This is a genomic window from Acidovorax sp. 69 (assembly GCF_002797445.1).
Taxonomy (GTDB): domain Bacteria; phylum Pseudomonadota; class Gammaproteobacteria; order Burkholderiales; family Burkholderiaceae_C; genus Acidovorax.
Window position 1 is genome coordinate 4784050 of the sequence record NZ_PGEP01000001.1, and the last position, 16534, is coordinate 4800583.

Annotated in this window: 17 protein-coding genes; 6 read left to right on the top strand and 11 right to left on the bottom strand. The window is 66.1% G+C overall.

Features of this window, described 5'->3' with window-relative positions; genetic code table 11:
• Positions 1-10 precede the first annotated feature (10 nt).
• The 6 genes from CLU85_RS22040 to radA form a co-directional block, all read right to left on the bottom strand.
• Complete coding sequence (locus tag CLU85_RS22040; RefSeq protein ID WP_100412143.1) at positions 11-1294, bottom strand: O-antigen ligase; 1284 nt, start codon at positions 1292-1294, stop codon at positions 11-13.
• Positions 1291-2106, bottom strand: a complete 816-nt coding sequence (locus CLU85_RS22045) for a glycosyltransferase family 2 protein (protein WP_100412144.1) — start codon at positions 2104-2106, stop codon at positions 1291-1293. Before CLU85_RS22045 ends, CLU85_RS22040 begins: the two co-directional genes overlap by 4 nt.
• A 153-nt stretch (positions 2107-2259) precedes the next feature.
• On the bottom strand, positions 2260-2466 hold the full coding sequence (locus CLU85_RS22050) for a zinc-finger domain-containing protein (protein WP_100412145.1): 207 nt from the start codon (positions 2464-2466) through the stop codon (positions 2260-2262).
• 5 nt (positions 2467-2471) lie between these two features.
• Positions 2472-3410 (bottom strand): branched-chain amino acid transaminase, encoded by a 939-nt coding sequence (locus CLU85_RS22055; RefSeq protein ID WP_100412146.1) that lies wholly within the window; start codon positions 3408-3410, stop codon positions 2472-2474.
• Between the two features lie 117 nt (positions 3411-3527).
• Positions 3528-3944 carry a glycerate kinase gene (locus CLU85_RS22060; RefSeq protein ID WP_100412147.1) on the bottom strand — a complete coding sequence of 139 codons (417 nt, stop codon included), beginning with the start codon at positions 3942-3944 and terminating at the stop codon, positions 3528-3530.
• Positions 3945-3991: 47 nt separating this feature from the next.
• Positions 3992-5368: a DNA repair protein RadA gene (radA, locus tag CLU85_RS22065; RefSeq protein ID WP_100412148.1), complete on the bottom strand. Its 1377-nt coding sequence runs from the start codon at positions 5366-5368 to the stop codon at positions 3992-3994.
• A gap of 116 nt (positions 5369-5484) precedes the next feature.
• Here radA and hpaI point away from each other — a divergent pair, with 116 nt between their 5' ends.
• From hpaI to CLU85_RS22080, 3 genes are all read left to right on the top strand, one after another.
• On the top strand, positions 5485-6315 hold the full coding sequence (gene hpaI, locus CLU85_RS22070; protein ID WP_100412701.1) for a 4-hydroxy-2-oxoheptanedioate aldolase: 831 nt from the start codon (positions 5485-5487) through the stop codon (positions 6313-6315).
• 66 nt (positions 6316-6381) lie between these two features.
• Complete coding sequence (locus CLU85_RS22075) at positions 6382-7359, top strand: 2-dehydropantoate 2-reductase (protein WP_100412149.1); 978 nt, start codon at positions 6382-6384, stop codon at positions 7357-7359.
• Positions 7360-7435: 76 nt separating this feature from the next.
• The gene (locus tag CLU85_RS22080; RefSeq protein ID WP_100412150.1) at positions 7436-8050 is read left to right on the top strand and encodes a glutathione S-transferase family protein; all 615 of its coding nucleotides are present in this window, start codon (positions 7436-7438) and stop codon (positions 8048-8050) included.
• A 179-nt stretch (positions 8051-8229) separates the two neighbouring features.
• Here the strand turns inward: CLU85_RS22080 and CLU85_RS22085 are convergent, their stop codons facing one another.
• Together CLU85_RS22085 and CLU85_RS22090 are read right to left on the bottom strand one after the other, a co-directional pair.
• Positions 8230-9810 (bottom strand): ABC transporter substrate-binding protein, encoded by a 1581-nt coding sequence (locus CLU85_RS22085; RefSeq protein ID WP_100412151.1) that lies wholly within the window; start codon positions 9808-9810, stop codon positions 8230-8232.
• A 74-nt stretch (positions 9811-9884) separates the two neighbouring features.
• Positions 9885-10493: a LysE/ArgO family amino acid transporter gene (locus CLU85_RS22090; RefSeq protein WP_100412152.1), complete on the bottom strand. Its 609-nt coding sequence runs from the start codon at positions 10491-10493 to the stop codon at positions 9885-9887.
• A 77-nt stretch (positions 10494-10570) separates the two neighbouring features.
• Here CLU85_RS22090 and CLU85_RS22095 point away from each other — a divergent pair, with 77 nt between their 5' ends.
• Positions 10571-11458: a LysR family transcriptional regulator ArgP gene (locus CLU85_RS22095; RefSeq protein WP_100412153.1), complete on the top strand. Its 888-nt coding sequence runs from the start codon at positions 10571-10573 to the stop codon at positions 11456-11458.
• A gap of 21 nt (positions 11459-11479) precedes the next feature.
• On the opposite strand, the gene CLU85_RS22100 is transcribed toward CLU85_RS22095, so the two are convergent.
• On the bottom strand, positions 11480-12289 hold the full coding sequence (locus tag CLU85_RS22100) for a siderophore-interacting protein (RefSeq protein ID WP_100412154.1): 810 nt from the start codon (positions 12287-12289) through the stop codon (positions 11480-11482).
• A gap of 74 nt (positions 12290-12363) precedes the next feature.
• Here CLU85_RS22100 and CLU85_RS22105 point away from each other — a divergent pair, with 74 nt between their 5' ends.
• Positions 12364-12843 carry a MarR family winged helix-turn-helix transcriptional regulator gene (locus CLU85_RS22105; protein ID WP_100412155.1) on the top strand — a complete coding sequence of 160 codons (480 nt, stop codon included), beginning with the start codon at positions 12364-12366 and terminating at the stop codon, positions 12841-12843.
• A gap of 86 nt (positions 12844-12929) precedes the next feature.
• Here CLU85_RS22105 and CLU85_RS22110 read toward each other — a convergent pair whose 3' ends face one another.
• Positions 12930-13814, bottom strand: coding sequence for a hypothetical protein (locus CLU85_RS22110; RefSeq protein ID WP_100412156.1), 885 nt, complete (start codon positions 13812-13814; stop codon positions 12930-12932).
• A 153-nt stretch (positions 13815-13967) separates the two neighbouring features.
• Complete coding sequence (gene alr, locus CLU85_RS22115) at positions 13968-15083, bottom strand: alanine racemase (protein ID WP_100412157.1); 1116 nt, start codon at positions 15081-15083, stop codon at positions 13968-13970.
• A gap of 136 nt (positions 15084-15219) precedes the next feature.
• Between alr and lplT the strand changes: the two genes are divergently transcribed.
• Positions 15220-16524, top strand: coding sequence for a lysophospholipid transporter LplT (lplT, locus tag CLU85_RS22120; protein ID WP_100412158.1), 1305 nt, complete (start codon positions 15220-15222; stop codon positions 16522-16524).
• The last annotated feature ends 10 nt before the right edge of the window (positions 16525-16534 follow it).

Below are 16534 nucleotides of genomic sequence, written 5' to 3' on the forward strand. Positions count from 1 at the left end.
CAGAAGTCCTTCAGGAAATGGCAGCGGCCCGCGCAGGCGCCTGCAGCCGCAGGCGCTCGCGGCCTTGCAACATGGCCAGTACCAACATGCCCATGAACAGGTAGAACATGGTGCCGCTGTTGTGCCCCAAAAACACCTGGGTGGTGCCAAAGCCCATGTAGGACACCGGCAGCAGCACCCCGATCATGCGCAGGCACAGCCCCTGTGGGTCCAGCACACCCGCATCGCCGGGGAACACGCGGCGGCGCGTGGGCCAGAACAGCACCAACGGCACGCCGTAGAACAGCAGCAACACCACCACGCCGGGGATCCCGCGCTTGGCAAAGATGTCCAGCGCCTCGTTGTGGGCGTGGCTGAACTGCAAAACAATCGGGTGGGCCTCGCCGGCAGCCACCCGCCGCTGCTTCTCGGCCTCGTACCCGTAGCGGCCCCAGCCGGTCCAAGGCCGGTCCAGGCCCATGCGCCAGGCAAGGCCCCAATGCGCCAGGCGCTGGCCCACCGAGCTGGCGGCGTCACCCCGCGACTCGTACTGCGTGATCTCCTGCCGCGCCTCGTCCACCCGCAAGCGCACCTCGTTGGCCTTGAAGGCCATCAGCCCGGCCGCACCCGCTACGACCAACACGGCGCCCACGATGGCCAGCTTGCGCTGGCCACACCGGGCCTGCAACCAGGCGCACAACAGCAGCGCCAGCGGCAGCACCACCCAGCCCCCGCGCGACTCGGACAGCAGTGATCCCTCCAGGCCGAGCAGAATGCATGCCGCCCAGCCCACACGTTGCCAGGGCTTCCAGCGGTCCCACAGCACCAGCAGCGCGACCGAGCACATCAGCCCCAGCAACAGGCTGAGCCCACCGTACTGGATGGCGTTGGTAAAACCATTGGCCCGCGGCAGGTGCAGCACCATCGCCTGGTACATGCCGATCAGACCCGCACCGCAAGCACCCACGGCGATGCCGGCCCAGAGCCAGGGCACCTGCGGGGGATAGGCCAGCACATACAACAGGCACGGCAGCGCCAGCAGGTACTTGGCGGGCCGGTCCAGGTTGGACCAGCTGCCCTGGGCCGGGTCAAAGTCGAGGGCCCAGACCGTGCCCATCGCTACGATGGAGGCCAAAAGCAGCCAGGCATCACGCCCCGGCGGGCGCCGCAACCACACCCCGGCGGTGGCCAGGCTGCACAGCAACAGCACCACTGCGCCCCACGAATAGCCCGAGCGCACCCACAGTGCCAGGCCCGGCACCATGAAGGCCGCTACGCCCGACAGGCGCACGAAAAGATCGTCAGTTTTGTTCAACGGCGTACGCTCTCGCTCAGTTGCTGTTGGTCGTATTCCAGGGCGGCGTAACGGAAAAACGCCTCCAGCGCCACAAACAGGCAATACAGAAATCCCGCCCCGCCACACAGAAACCCCAGGCGAAACACATACAGGCGCAGGAACATGCTGGTGCCCGAAGCCAGGCCCCGCACGACTCCGCCCTTTTTGCCCGCCGCCGCCCGCTTGGCAGCCCCGAGCATCGCGTACTGCGTGAGCTTTTCCAGGCTGCCGCGCACCGTGGTGCGCGAGTAGTGCAGCAGCCGCGCCTGGATCAGGCGGCGCGGCACTGCGCCACCGTCCGGCAGTGGCAACAGTTCGGCCTGCTCGTGCACCACCCCGGTGAACTCCCGGACCATGGCCCGCACGAACAGGCGCTCGATCTGCGACTGGGAGCGGAAATACCTGAGTTCATGCCCATAGGCCACCATGCGCCAGCGGATGGTCCATACCGCCTGCTCGCCCGAGCGCACGATGGCCTGCAACTCCTGTGCAAAGGCCGGTGTCATCACCTCGTCGGCGTCGAGAAAGAAGACGTAGTCGCCCTGTGAATGCGCCAGCAGGCGGTTGCGCTGCACGGCAAAACCCTGCCAGTCGGGGTAGCTGTGCACCTCGGCGCCCAGGCGCGTGGCAATGGCCACGGTGTCATCCGTGCTACCGCTGTCCACCACCAGCAGCTGGTCGGCAAATGCCGCGCTTGTCAGGCAGGCTTCAATGCGGTGCGCCTCGTTGTGGGTCAGCACCGCAACGGTCAATGTGGGCGGCACCGCAGCGCCGCCAGAACTGCGCATCATCAGGCGACGACCGTCCAGCTGGAGGCCTGCAGTAAACCGTCGCCAAGGCGCGGCCCCAGCGAGGGACGCCAAGCAAGGCCAGCCCCGCAGCGAGGGCGTTGTCCCCCTTCAGGGGGAAGGCGCCGCAGGCGCCTGAGGGGGTGCTTCATTCGTTCAGTGACCAGCGTGTACGTGCTCGCCCGCCTTCAGGCGGTACACCGTGCCGCAGTACGGGCACTTGGCTTCGCCGGTGCGGGCCACGTCCAGGTACACCTTGGGGTGGCTGTTCCAGATCTTCATATCGGCCTTGGGGCTGGGACAGAAAACACCCCCCTGTGCATTCAGGTCCTTGGCCAGGAGTTCTACGGAAGCTTGCGACATATTCATCAGACCTTGGTGAGCCAGTGGGCGTAGTTGGAGTTGCGGCCGTTGACGATGTCGAAGAAGGCGCTTTGGATTTTTTCGGTGATCGGGCCGCGTGAGCCAGCGCCGATTTCGATGCGGTCGAGTTCGCGGATGGGCGTGACTTCAGCCGCTGTGCCGGTGAAGAAGGCCTCGTCAGCGATGTACACCTCGTCGCGCGTGATGCGCTTTTGCACAATTTCCAGGCCCAGGTCCTTGGCGATGTGGAACACGGTGTTGCGGGTGATGCCGTTCAGCGCGCCGGCAGACAGGTCGGGCGTGTAGATCACGCCCTTCTTGATCACGAAGATGTTCTCGCCCGCGCCTTCGGACACAAAGCCCGAGCTGTCAAGCAACAGGGCTTCGTCGTAACCGTCGTCCAGCGCTTCCATGTTGGCCAGGATGGAGTTGGTGTAGTTGCTCACCGCCTTGGCCTGCGTCATGGTGATGTTGACGTGGTGGCGCGTGTAGCTGCTGGTCTTGACGCGGATGCCGCGCTTCATGCCTTCTTCGCCCAGGTAGGCGCCCCAGGCCCAGGCCGCCACCATCAGGTGGATCTGGTTGCCCCGGGGCGAGACACCCAGCTTTTGCGAGCCGATCCATGTCAATGGGCGCAGATAGCACGATTCGAGCTTGTTTTCACGCACCACAGCCTTCTGGGCCTCGTTCACTTCTTCCTTGGTGAACGGAATCTGCATGCGCAGGATCTTGGCGCTGTTGAACAGGCGCTCGGTGTGTTCTTCGAGGCGGAAGATGGCCGTGCCGTCGGCCGTGTTGTAGGCACGCACGCCTTCGAAGGCGCCGCAGCCGTAGTGCAGGGTGTGGGTCAGCACATGGATCTTGGCGTCGCGCCAATCCACCATCTGGCCGTCCATCCAGATCTTGCCATCACGATCGGCCATCGAGGGAACTACGGGGCTCATGGGAATCCTTTGGTTGCTGTGGGTCGCAAAACAGGGATTTTACGGGGCTGCAGCCCGCCCGGAATCTGGGACCACAGAGTGCAGTGCAGCAAATCGCCCCGCAGGGGCCCAGGGATCTCAGTCCTGGGCGGCGGAGGCGCCATCGTCCTCGGGGCGCTCCAGCGTCCACTTCACCAGCTTGCCGTGGCGGAACTCACAGGTCACATGCGAGCGGGTTCCATCCGTCCAGCGGTACACCTCTGGGTCTGCACCCTCTGCCGATTGCAGCTCGCCCAGCGCCTGCGTCATCGCCACGACATGCATCAGGTTGACGCCCTCAGAGAGCCGCGCATTGAGCATGACCGCACTGCCTACATAGCCGATGGGGCGCTTGGCGGCCTTCTTCATCACGTTCACCAGCCGCGTGAAGTGCAGCAGCGCCCACATGACCAAGCCGCCGACGACCGCCGCCACGCCGGCCCAACCATAGGCATAAAAACCAAACCCGATCAGGGCGACACCGCCCAGGGGCACCAAAATATTGCGCAAATTCATGGGTCGATTGTCTTACGGCCGCGCACCCATGGCGCTGTGGGCATTGCTTACAGCCCCCGCACCACGTTCATGGCCTCTTCCACCCGCTCCACCGCGTGAATGGTGAGGCCTTCGATGGGCTTCTTGGGCGCATTGGCCTTGGGGACCACCGCCACGGAAAAGCCCAGTTTGGCGGCCTCCTTGAGGCGCTCTTGCCCCCGGGGCGCAGGCCGCACTTCGCCGGCCAGCCCCACTTCACCAAAGGCCAGAAAACCCCGGGGCAGCGCCTTGCCGCGCAGACTGGAGGTGATGGACAACATCACCGCCAGGTCGGCTGCGGGTTCGCTGATGCGCACACCACCCACGGCGTTCACAAACACGTCTTGGTCCATGCAGGCCACCCCCGCGTGGCGGTGCAGCACGGCCAGCAGCATGGCCAGGCGGTCTTTGTCCAGGCCCACCGACAGGCGTCGGGGGCTGGGGCCACCGGTGTCGACCAGGGCTTGAATTTCTACCAGCAGCGGGCGTGTGCCCTCCAGCGTCACCATCACGCAGCTGCCCGGTACGGGCTCGCTGTGCTGGCTCAAAAAAATGGCGCTGGGGTTGCTCACGCCCTTGAGGCCCTTTTCGGTCATGGCAAAAACGCCAATCTCATTGACGGCGCCAAAGCGGTTCTTGATGGCGCGCACCAGCCGAAACTGGCTGTGGGTGTCGCCCTCAAAGTACAGCACCGTGTCCACCATGTGTTCCAGCACACGCGGCCCGGCCAGCGCGCCCTCTTTGGTGACGTGGCCGACCAGCACGATGGCGGTGCCCGACGCCTTGGCGCAGCGCGTGAGGTGCGCCGCACATTCGCGCACCTGGGCCACCGAACCGGGGGCGGACGTGAGCTGGTCGGAGTACACGGTCTGGATGGAGTCGATCACGGCCACCGCGGGCTGCATGGATTCAATGGTCGCCAGGATCTTTTCGAGCTGGATCTCGGCCAGCACGTTGACCTGGCTGTGGTCCAGTCCTAGGCGGCGCGAACGCAGGGCCACCTGGGCACCGCTTTCCTCACCCGTCACATACAACGTGGGCAGCCCGGCGCGCTGCAGGGCATCCAGCGCCTGCAACAGCAGCGTGGACTTGCCGATGCCCGGGTCGCCGCCAATCAGCACCACGCCGCCCTCGACAATGCCGCCGCCCAGCACGCGGTCCAGTTCGTCGATGCCGCTCGGCGTGCGGTCCACATCGCTGGCCTCAATGGCCGACAGCGGCATCACGGCCTGGGCCTGGTTCAGGCCTGCAAATTGCGCGCCGCTGTAGCGGTTCTTGCCCGGCCCGGCCTCGGCCACCGACTCGATCAGCGTGTTCCAGGCACCGCAGGCCGGGCATTTTCCCAGCCAGCGCGGGCTGGTGCCGCCGCATTCGGTGCAGGTGAACGTGGTTTTGTCTTTGGCCATGGTGGGTGTTGGTGGGCGGACCCCAAAGCGGGGCAGCCGACTATAGCGGCCGTGTCCACACGGGCCAGCAACAGCCCGTACGATGGCGGGCTTGGCAATGCCGCATGGAGTTCAGATTGCAGACACCCATCAACCCTTTCAAACAGGCCATGGCCCAGGGCCAGGCGCAATTGGGCCTATGGCTTGGTTTGGCCGACGCCTACAGCGCAGAAATCCTTGCAGGCACCGGCTACGACTGGCTGCTGGTCGATGGCGAACATGCGCCCAATGATGTGCGCTCCATCCTGCACCAGCTGCAGGCCATTGCCAGCGCGGCCAGCGCCTTGCCGGCCGGTGTGCGCCCGCCCCACCCGATTGCACGCGTGCCCGTGGGCGACACCGCACTCATCAAACAGTACCTGGACATTGGCGCGCAAACCCTGCTGGTGCCCATGGTAGACACCGCCGAGCAGGCGCAGCAACTGGTGCGCGCCACCCGTTACGCGCCCGAGGGCGTGCGCGGCATGGGCAGTGCGCTGGCACGCTCGTCGCGCTGGCAGGCGTACCCCGAGTATGTGCACGAGGCCAACCAGCAGGTCTGCCTGTTGGTGCAGGCCGAAACGGTGGAGGCCATGGCCCACCTCGATGCCATTGCGGCCACCCCCGGCGTCGACGGCGTGTTCATTGGCCCGGCCGATCTGTCCGCGTCCATGGGCCACCCCGGCAACCCGGGGCATCCCGATGTGCAGGCCGCCATCCACGATGGCATTGCCTGCATCCTGCGCGCTGGCAAGGCGCCGGGCATCTTGGCCACCACCGAATCGCAGGCGAAGCAGTGGCTGGCAGCGGGCGCGCTGTTTGTGGCGGTAGGGGTGGACACCATGCTGCTGGCCGCCGCTGCGCAGGAGTTGCTGGCGCGCTTTCGCACCGGCGCGGTGAGCGCACCCACGCGGCCTGCGGGCTACTGAGAACCGCAAGAAGCCACGCGCAGCATTCAGAACCACATTCAACTGGAAGACAAAGGCTCTACAACCATGAAAGCATGTATTTACGGCGCAGGCGCCATCGGCGGCTGGATTGCCGTGGCACTGGCCCAGGCGGGCCAAACGGTCAGCATGGTGGCGCGGGGCGACACACTGCGCGCCCTGCAAACCAACGGGCTGCGCATGCGGTGCGCCGATGGCACGCTGGCGCAAGTGGCGGTGGCGGCCCATGACGACCCGGCAGCACTGGGCGTGCAAGACCTGGTCGTGGTCGCGGTGAAGGCGCCGGGCCTGCCCGACGTGGCACGCGCCATGGCACCGCTGATCGGGCCGGACACCATCGTGCTGACGGCCATGAACGGCGTGCCGTGGTGGTTCCTCGATGGGTTTGGCGGCGCCGCCCAAGGCCATGCCCTCGAATCCGTGGACGCGGGGGGTGTGATTGCCCAAGCCATTCCTGCGCGCAGCGTGGTGGGCAGCGTGGTGCACACCAGCTGCTCGCTCGAATCCCCGGGCTTTGTGCGCCAGCACTTCGGCAACCGGCTCATCATGGGCGAGCCCGATGGCAGCCGCAGCGAGCGACTGCAGGCGCTGGCCGACACGCTGCAGCGCGGCGGCATCGACGTGGAAGTCTCCACGCACATTCAAAAAGACATCTGGTTCAAGCTGTGGGGCAACCTGACCGTCAACCCCATCAGCGCACTCACCGGCGCCACCACCGACCGCATCCTGGACGACGACCTGGTGCGCGGCTTTGTCAGCGCCGTGATGCTCGAAGCCAAGGCCATCGGTGAAAAGCTGGGCGTGCCGATTGACCAGCAGCCCGAAGACCGCCACGCCGTCACACGCAAACTGGGCGCGTTCAAAACCTCGATGCTGCAGGACGTAGAGGCGAACAAGCCCCTGGAGATCGACGCGCTGGTGGGCGCCGTGCGCGAACTGGGCCAGATCACCCACACACCCACGCCGCACACCGATGCGCTGCTGGGCCTGGTGCGGCTGATGGCGCGCACACGCAGTCTGTACTGACAAATTTCAAGCCAAATTGGCCTGCGGCGCTTATACATAGAGCACCAACAGCTACTCAATTTATAGCAAACTACCCATGACCAACCTCACTCTTTACTACACCCCCGGCACCTGCGCGCAGGCCGTTCGCATCGCCCTGGAAGAGGCCGGCGCCCCTTATGAACTGGTGCGTGTGGACTTTGCCGCTGCCCAGCAGCGCACGCCCGAGTACCTGGCCATCAACCCCAAAGGCCGCGTGCCCGCGCTGGCCACGCCGCACGGCACCTTGACCGAAACACCCGCGCTGCTGGCCTACGTGGCGCAGAGCTTTCCCGCGGCGCGCCTGGCGCCTGCGGATGCCCATGGATTTGCGCGTTTGCAGGAGTTTCACAGCTACCTCGCCTCCACCGTGCACATCGCCCATGCCCACCGCCCCCGTGCCAGCCGCTGGGCCGAAGAGCCCGAGGCCCAGGCCGCCATCCAGCGCAAAGTGCCGCAGAACATGACGGAGTGCTTCAACCTCATCGAAAGCCACTACCTCGGCGATGGCCCCTGGGTGATGGGCGAGCAGTACACGGTGGCCGACGGGTACCTGTTCACCATTGGCACCTGGCTCAAAAGCGATGGTGTGGACATTGCCCAGTTCCCCAAGGTGTTGGCACACACCCAGCGCATGCTTCAGCGCCCGGCCGTGCAGCGCGCGCTGGCCTGACGCACGCGCGGCACCAATAGAAAAAGCCCCGCACATGGGTTGCGGGGCTTTTCAGCGTCTGGTCGGGCGCCTCACCGTCAACCGCCCACCCACCGATCACGCCGAGCCTGTCGAAGCGCAGCGCAGCGCAGCGACAGGCTCAGCCCAAACGGGTGGGAGCGCAGAGCGCCATCCAGCACTCAATTCACCTTCAGATACCGCCAGTCGATGCGGTTGTCGGCGCGGTGAATGATCTCCACCTTCTTCGTGCCCGCCCACGGGATCACCTGGTTGTACAGCGGGATGTGCGAGACCAGTTCGTGCTCCTTGATCAGCGCCTGCTCGATGAGCTGGTTGCGCGTGGTGGCGTCGGTCTCCTTCTTCACGCGCTCGATCAATGCGTCCATCTGCGGGTCCGAGAACCGGCCCAGGTTGAAGTTGCCATCGCCGCCCGCGCCGGGCGAGCGCACCAGCGACTGCAGGCTGTAGAACGCATCGAACGTAGGTACGCCCCAGCCCAGCAGGTAAATGCTGGCTTCGTTGCGCTGGATCATCGGAAAGTACGTGGCAAACGGCAGGGAGCGCAGCTTGGCCTTCACCCCCACCTTGGCCCACTGCGAGGTGATGGCCTGGCACAGTTGCTCGTCGTTGATGTAGCGGCCTGCGCTGCACGCAAAGTCGACTTCAAACCCGTTGGGGTAGCCCGCGTCGGCCAGCAGCTTCTGTGCCGCCTTGGCATCAAACGGGTAACGCACATCGGCCTTCTTGGTCCAGCCGTTGACCTGGTTGGCAATCAGCGCGCCCGTGGGCTGGGCCAGGCCGCGCAGCACCACGCGCTGGATGGACGTTATGTCGATGGCCTGGTACAGCGCCTTGCGCACGCGCAGGTCCTTGAGCGGGTTCTTGCCCTTCACGTCCGAGCCGGGCAGCTCATCGCGGAACTGGTCGAGTCCCAGGAAGATGGTGCGGTACTCGGCCCCTTCCAACACCTGCAGGTTGGGCGTCTGCTTGATGCGCGAGAGGTCTTGCAGACTGGGGTCGATCACGAAATCAATCTCGCCCGACAGCAGCGCGGCCGTGCGCGTGGCGTCTGCCTTGATGGGGGTATAGACGATTTCGGTCAGGTTGGTGGGGTACTTGCCCTTGCCCCACCAGTTCGGGTTGGGCTCCAGCACCACGCGCTGGTCGGGGGCCCACTGCTTGAGCTGGTAGGGGCCGGTGCCCAGCGCATTGCGGTGGGCAAAGTTCTCGTCCTTGGTCTTGATGTCCTTGGGCTCCACCGACTTGTTCTTCTCGGCCCAGGCCTTGCTCATGATGCGCAGCTCGGTGAGCTGGTTCACCAGCACGGGGTTGGGCAGGTCGGAGATGATGTCGATGGTGTAGGCATCGACCTTTTCCACGCGGTCAATGCCCTGCGTGTAGACGGCAAAGTTGGAGCTTTTGGTCTTGGCCCGCTCCAGCGAGAACTTGGCGTCGTCGGCCGTGAACTCGCTGCCGTCGCTGAACTTCACGCCCTTGCGCAGCGTCAGGCGCAGCTGCGTGGGCTTGATGAGCTTCCACTCGGTGGCGAGCGACGGCTCGGGCTTGAAGGTCTTGCTGTTGTATTCGACCAGCGTGTCGTACACCGCGCCGTGCATGGTGTTGTTCACGCCCACGTTCTGGGTGTGGATGTCCCAGGTGGAAATGTCCACCGAGCGGGACCAGCGGAAGGTGGCGGCCTGTGCGGACATCGGCAGCGCCGTGGCCAAGGCGGCCGCGAGCAAAAGGGTCTTGAAACGCATGAAGAGGTCACTCCAGATCAGTCAGTCCTGCACTATGACCCAAACCCTCGTTTTCTGTAACGAACTTATCTTTCTTAGCTTAGACCCATCGCCACCGCCAGCCCCATCATGGTGGCCGCCGTGCCCCCGTCCAGCACCCGCCACGCGCGGGGCGATGCGAACACCGGTGCCAGCCAGCGCGAGCCGAAACCCAGACTCAGAAACCACAAGGCACTGGCCAGTGAGCCCCCTGCAGCAAACGTGGCCCGGCCCCACTGGGGGTAAGGGCTTGCCATGGTGCCCAGCAGCACCACGGTGTCCAGGTACACATGCGGGTTGAGCCAGGTCAGGGCCACCACGGTCAGCAGGGTACTGCGCAGGCTCGCTCCCGGCCCCTTGGCCGACACCAGCAGGTGTGCGGGCTGGAGCGCCCGCGCCGCCGCCTGCACGGCATACCCTGCAAGAAACAGCGCCCCCGCCCAACGCATGAACTGCGCCCATTCAGGGCGCGCGGCCAGCACGCCCCCCATGCCCCACACGCCGGCCTGCAGCAGCACGGCATCCGACAGTGCACATACCAGCACCACGGGTAATACATGCTCACGCCGCAGACCCTGGCGCAACACGAACGCGTTTTGCGCGCCGATGGCCATGATCAGCAGGGCGGTAGAGGTGAAGCCGTGGACAAAAGCGGTGGTACTCATGGGCGCGGATTGTGGGCGCCACAAACTGTTGCCGCCAGCTATACTTTTTAACGATCCGTTAAATTCTCTAACCATCAATGCCACTCGACTCGGCCCAACTCCATGCTTTTGCCACGGTGATCGACGAGGGCAGCTTCGAGCGCGCTGCGGCTGTGTTGCATGTCACCCGCTCTGCGGTGTCGCAGCGCATCAAGCTGCTGGAGGAGCGTGTGGGCCAAGTGCTCGTGCGCCGCGCCACGCCCTGCACGCCCACCGAGGCCGGGCAGGCCCTGTACCGACACGCCCGCGAAGTGGCGCTGAGCGAGGCCGACGCGTTGGCCACCATTGGCGGCGGGCAGCGCAGCGCCACGCGGCTGGCGATTGGTGTCAACGCCGACTCGCTGGCCACCTGGTTCCCGGCCGCCATGGCACAGGCGGCCGAGGCACAGCACATCACCTTCGACATCCATGTAGAAGACCAGGACCATTCGGCCAACCTGCTGCGCGAAGGCCGTGTGATGGCCGCCGTGACGGCCGACCCGCAGCCGGTGCAGGGCTGCCAGGTGTTGCCGCTGGGCACACTGCGCTATCGGGCGCTGGCCAGCCCCGCTTTCATGCAGCGCCACTTTGCGCAAGGGGTGAATGCGGCGGCGCTGGCGCAGGCACCCATGCTGGTCTTCAACCGCAAGGACGGGTTACAGGCCCGGTTTGTGGGCCGCATCACGCGCCGCCAGCTGGCCCCGCCCGTGCACTGGCTGCCCGAAGCCCATGCGTTCGTCAAAGCCACGCGCGCAGGTTTGGGCTGGGGCATGGCGCCGGACCCGCTGGTGGAAGACGACCTGAAGACCGGCACGCTGGTCGAACTGATTCCGGGCAAGCCGGTGGATGTGCCACTGTACTGGCAGTGCTGGCGCCTGAATGTGCAGGCGTTGCAGCACATGACACGCGCGGTGCAGCAGGCGGCTGCGCTCACGCTGCTGCGCTGAGAGAAAAGTCGCGAGCGCCGACTACGCAGCGCTCGCCAGGTCCTCGTGGTGGTCCGCAGCGCCGCGCTTCCAGTAGGCGGAGATGCGCATGCGTTTCGGGTCCACACCCGGCTTGGCCAGCATGGCACGGCGCACAGCGGCCATGTCGCTGTGTTCGCCCGCGGCCCATACAAAACCTGCACCGGGGGGCAGTGCCAGGGCTTCCACGGCAGCCGGTAGCGCACGGACCCATTGCAGGTCCAGCTGTGCCGCACTGGCCAGCACACGCCGATCGGCCGGATTGCCCAGCTGGATGCGCACCGTGGCGACCGCGCTGGCGGGCAGCTCGGCCAGGCGGCGGGCGATGGCGGGCAGCGCCGTGTCGTCGCCCAGCAGCCAGTGCCAGTCAAACCCCGTGGGCACCACCATGCTGCCGCGCGGCCCGGCAATGCCCACCCAATGGCCGACGGCAGCGCTGGCGGCCCAGTCGGTGGCGGGGCCTGCGTCGTGCAGTGCCACTTCGATGTCCAGCTCGCCCGCAGCGGCATCAAAGCGGGCGGGGGTGTAGTCGCGCAGCACGGGGCGCGGCCCGGCAAACACCGGGCGCCCGTCCTGCACCGTGGGCAAGGTGGGGCGGTCCCGCCCCGGCTGGGGGAGGATGAGCTTGAGGTGGTCGTCGAAACCAGCGCTGGCAAAGCCCGCCAACTCCGGGCCGGCCAGGGTCAGTCGCACGAATCCGGGGCTGACCTGGGTACGGCGCACGACTTGGAGGTGGCGGGCCTGGAGCGGGTGGCGAATGCGTTCGATGGCGAGAGGGGTGGCCGTGGCGGCCAAAGGCAAGGCTGCGTTCATGATCTAAAATGTTGATTTAATCAACCAAATCATCCGCCAACAAGTTGACTTTGTCAACCGGTTAGTCGTCGCCCATGACCTCGCCCCCCCGCCCCGATGTGTTTGAAGCCATGCACGACCTGATGCACGCCTACCGGGCGCGCATGGTGCGCGCCATGGCGGCAGTGCACCCCGAGCTGACCTTCAATGAAGTGCGTGCGCTCCATTTCATTGGCGGCCACCCCGGTGCCACGCAAAAGGAGCTGGTGCGGCACAGCGGCGCCGACAAGGCGCAGGTGGCGCGCATGCTGGGCCTGCTGCAGGACAAAGGCTGGCTGGAGCGCCAGCCCAACGCCGAAGACAAGCGCAGCCGCTGCCTGACCCTCAGCACAGAGGGCGCTGCCCTGTACCAGGCGCTGCGCGCGGCACGGCAAACGCTGTCGGCCTCCGTGCTGGCGGGCTGCGACGAGGCCACGCAGGCGCAACTGCTGGCCCTGCTGGAACGCGTGCGCAGCAATCTCGACGCCATGCCCACCGATCCCGACGAGGGCTGCGCCCACGGCACCGGGCCGTAACAACGGCACCCAGGGCAGCGGTTCAAGCCAAAACCCGCTCAGGCGCTTGTTCAATAAGCGCTAACAGCTATCAAAAAAAGAGCGCTTCAGCGCCCTTGCAGGGCCCGTACCGCCGCAGGCAGCGAATGCACATGGGGCAGAAAGTGGTCGATGGTGGCGCCCAGCACCACGGCGCAGACCAGCGCCCCCAGCAGCGGCTTCCAGGTCAGGCGCACGGCGGCGCCGAGCCAGCCCTCGCGCTCCACCCCCACGGCGGCGCGGGCCGTGGCCACCGAGAACGCAATCTCCACCGCCACCGTGAGCAGCACGTCCCAGCCAAAAAACAGCATGGCCAGCGAACCTGCCCCCAGGATCAGCGCGGCACCCATCAGGAAGATGGCCACAACGGGCACGACCACCACGGCACCCTCGTCGGCGCTGCCCAATGCGTCGGCGGCACCACCGGCCAGGTCGCCCAGCACGCTGGATTCGCTGCTGCTGGAGCCCCCGCTGGACAGCCCCTGCGTCCACCCGCCCCCGAAATCGTCAGACGCCCCGCCACCGCCAAAATCACCGCCGCCTCCCGTGCGCGGCAGGGGCACCTGGCCGCCGCCCCCCGACGATCCCTGACCGGGCCAGGACACATCAGGCACATCCAGGCTGGCATCGCCGCCGCCGTCCCCGGACGGGCGCTCAGGCCTCACCAACCGGGCGGCCCAGGCACGCAACACCAGCAAATACCCCAGGTAGCCGACCGACAGCGTCACCAGATAACGCAGCGCCAGCGAGTCCACGCCCAGCAACATCTGCACATGCGAGGTAGACCACATGAGCAACAGCGTGAAGCTGCCGATCAACAGCCCGTGCCAGCGCAGGCTGTAGCGCTGCTGCAGCGTGCGGGCTACCGAGCCATGGTGCGGCATGCGCACAGAGCGCCAGCTGGATTTGTTCTTTGTCTTGGCGCTGTGGTGTTCGCTGCGGGAAGTGGGCATGTGAGGGGCGCAGTGCGGTGAAAGAAGCTGCGCCATTTCACACCAGTTTCACGTCCCGGCCCAGCCCGCTGCGGCCGTGCGGCGTGAACTTCTGCGCAAACTGCCGGGCAGTTCGCGCCTGCAAGCGGGTCGGCGCCTGCGCTTTAGCCCCTCTCAGGCGACACCATCGACCACCACAGGCACACGCTGCGCCAGCGCACACATCAACTCATAGCCCACGGTGCCCGCTGCCTGCGCCACCTCGTCGATGGGCAGCACCGCGCCGTTGCTGGCGCGGCCCCACAGCGTGACCTCGCTGCCAAAACCGACCTGCATGCCACTGGCAATGAGCGGGGTGAGGTCCAGCATCACCATGTCCATGCTCACCCGCCCCACCAGCCGCGTGCGCACCCCGTTCACCAGCACGGGGGTGCCGGTGTCGCAGTGGCGGGGGTAGCCGTCGGCATACCCGCAGGCGGCCACGCCGATGGTGAGCGGGCCGTCTGCCACAAAACGAGAGCCGTAGCCCACCGTGTCACCCGCCTGCAATGGCTGCACGCCAATGAGGCGCGTGGCCAGCGTCATCGTGGGCTGCAACCCCCAGTGGGCGGCATTGTTCTCTGGGAAATCAGGGGCACTACCATACATCACGATGCCCGCACGCACCCAGTCGGCACGCACGCCCGCATCGGCCGCATGGCGCAGGGTGGCGGCGCTGTTGCTCAGGCTGCGCTCGCCGGGCAGGTCTTGCGCGGCGGCGTTGAATGCGGCCATCTGGTGCGCAATGCCGCGCGGGCCGTCGGCGTCGCTGAAGTGGGTCATGAACGAGATTTCGTCCACCTGCGGCAACGCGTTGAGGCGGGCCCAGGCGCTGCGGTAGCGCTGGGGCGAGAAGCCCAGCCGGTTCATGCCCGAGTTCATTTTCAGAAACACGCGGTGCGGCACCTGCGTTTTGTGGGCGGCCAGCATGTCGATCTGTTCGTCGCAGTGCACGGCATGCCACAGCGAGAGACGCGAGCAAAGCTCCAGGTCGCGTGGCTCGAAAACGCCTTCAAGCAGCAGGATGGGACCACGCCAGCCCAGGTGGCGCACGCGCTCGGCCTCGGCCAGGTCCAGCAGCGCAAAACCGTCAGCACCCCGCAGGCCCTCGAAAACGCGCTCGATGCCGTGGCCATAGGCATTGGCCTTGACCACCGCCCAGACCTTGGCGTCCGGAACCGACTGGCGGACTCGCTCCAGGTTGTGGTGCAGGGCAGCGGTATGGATGGTGGCAGCAATGGGACGGGGCATGGGGTTTGACCGGGTGAGAAGCTCTGGATTCTGGCACTGTGGCCGTTTATCCGCGTGATATAACCGCCTGTCCCCTGCTACGGTTCCTCACAATTCACAGGGCATCAGCCCAACTGATGCACCCCACAGCCATTCGATGAAGCGCGGTTTCTACACCATCATGTCGGCGCAGTTTTGTAGCTCGCTGGCCGACAACGCACTCTTCGTCGCCGCCGTTGAACTTTTGCGCACAGGGGGCGCCCCCGAGTGGCAGCGCGCCGCACTGGTGCCCATGTTTGCGCTGTTCTATGTGGTGCTGGCACCCTTTGTGGGTGCGTTTGCCGATGCGCTGCCCAAGGGCAAGGTCATGTTCGTCAGCAACGCCATCAAGGTGGTGGGCTGCCTGATGATGCTGTTTGGCTCGCACCCCTTGATGGCGTACGCCGTGGTCGGCCTGGGCGCTGCCGCCTACTCGCCCGCCAAGTACGGCATCCTCACCGAATTGTTGCCGGCCTCCCAGCTGGTCAAGGCCAATGGCTGGATCGAGGGACTCACGATTGCGTCGATCATCCTGGGGGTGTTGCTGGGCGGGCAGCTGGTGGGCCAGCAGCTGTCGCACATGCTGCTGGGCTTTGATTTCCCCCTGCTTGAAACGGGGGTGGACACCCCTGCCGAAGCCGCCATTGCTGCCCTGATTGCCGTGTACGCACTGGCCGCCTGGTTCAACACCCGCATCCCGCACACCGGGGTGGAGATGCGGCCCTTGCGCTCCGACCCGTCGCGCAGCGTGGTGGCCAATGCACTCAACCTGCTGCCCGACTTCTGGGCATGCAACAGCCGCCTGTGGCGCGACAAGCTCGGCCAGATCTCGCTGGCCACCACCACCCTGTTCTGGGGGGCCGGTGGCAATCTCAAGTTCATCGTGCTGGCCTGGGCCGCCGTGGCACTGGGCTACAACACCACACAGGCCTCGGCACTGACCGGCGTGGTGGCCATCGGCACCGCCGTGGGCGCGATCGTCGCCTCCATGCGCATGCGCCTGGACATGGCCACCCGCGTGATCCCGCTGGGTATTGCCATGGGCCTGCTGCTGATCCTCATGGTGTTCATCAACAACATCTGGCTGGCCATCCCTTTTCTCATCGTGCTGGGTGGCCTGGGCGGCTACCTGGTGGTGCCCATGAACGCGCTGCTGCAACACCGGGGCCACAACCTCATGGGTGCGGGGCGGTCGATTGCGGTGCAGAACTTCAACGAGCAGGCGTGCATCCTGGGCCTGGGAGCGTTCTACAGCCTGTCGCTCAAGCTGGGGCTGTCGGTGTTTGGCGCCATCACCACGTTCGGGCTGGTGGTGGCGGGCATCATGTGGCTCATCCGCCGCTGGCACCAGCGCAACTGCATCAACTACCGCGATGAAGTGAACCACCTGCTGGACATCGCGCGGCACGACACACATCATTGAGCAGCCCCCC

Excerpts from the sequence above, each read along its gene's own strand:
- CLU85_RS22045 (WP_100412144.1), bottom strand. The coding sequence starts at position 2,106 with ATGATGCGCAGTTCTGGCGGCGCTGCGGTGCCGCCCACATTGACCGTT.
- CLU85_RS22050 (WP_100412145.1), bottom strand. The coding sequence starts at position 2,466 with ATGTCGCAAGCTTCCGTAGAACTCCTGGCCAAGGACCTGAATGCACAG.
- CLU85_RS22055 (WP_100412146.1), bottom strand. The coding sequence starts at position 3,410 with ATGAGCCCCGTAGTTCCCTCGATGGCCGATCGTGATGGCAAGATCTGG.
- CLU85_RS22060 (WP_100412147.1), bottom strand. The coding sequence starts at position 3,944 with ATGAATTTGCGCAATATTTTGGTGCCCCTGGGCGGTGTCGCCCTGATC.
- radA (WP_100412148.1), bottom strand. The coding sequence starts at position 5,368 with ATGGCCAAAGACAAAACCACGTTCACCTGCACCGAATGCGGCGGCACC.
- CLU85_RS22075 (WP_100412149.1), top strand. The coding sequence starts at position 6,382 with ATGAAAGCATGTATTTACGGCGCAGGCGCCATCGGCGGCTGGATTGCC.
- CLU85_RS22080 (WP_100412150.1), top strand. The coding sequence starts at position 7,436 with ATGACCAACCTCACTCTTTACTACACCCCCGGCACCTGCGCGCAGGCC.
- CLU85_RS22085 (WP_100412151.1), bottom strand. The coding sequence starts at position 9,810 with ATGCGTTTCAAGACCCTTTTGCTCGCGGCCGCCTTGGCCACGGCGCTG.
- CLU85_RS22090 (WP_100412152.1), bottom strand. The coding sequence starts at position 10,493 with ATGAGTACCACCGCTTTTGTCCACGGCTTCACCTCTACCGCCCTGCTG.
- CLU85_RS22095 (WP_100412153.1), top strand. The coding sequence starts at position 10,571 with ATGCCACTCGACTCGGCCCAACTCCATGCTTTTGCCACGGTGATCGAC.
- CLU85_RS22100 (WP_100412154.1), bottom strand. The coding sequence starts at position 12,289 with ATGAACGCAGCCTTGCCTTTGGCCGCCACGGCCACCCCTCTCGCCATC.
- CLU85_RS22105 (WP_100412155.1), top strand. The coding sequence starts at position 12,364 with ATGACCTCGCCCCCCCGCCCCGATGTGTTTGAAGCCATGCACGACCTG.
- CLU85_RS22110 (WP_100412156.1), bottom strand. The coding sequence starts at position 13,814 with ATGCCCACTTCCCGCAGCGAACACCACAGCGCCAAGACAAAGAACAAA.
- alr (WP_100412157.1), bottom strand. The coding sequence starts at position 15,083 with ATGCCCCGTCCCATTGCTGCCACCATCCATACCGCTGCCCTGCACCAC.
- lplT (WP_100412158.1), top strand. The coding sequence starts at position 15,220 with ATGAAGCGCGGTTTCTACACCATCATGTCGGCGCAGTTTTGTAGCTCG.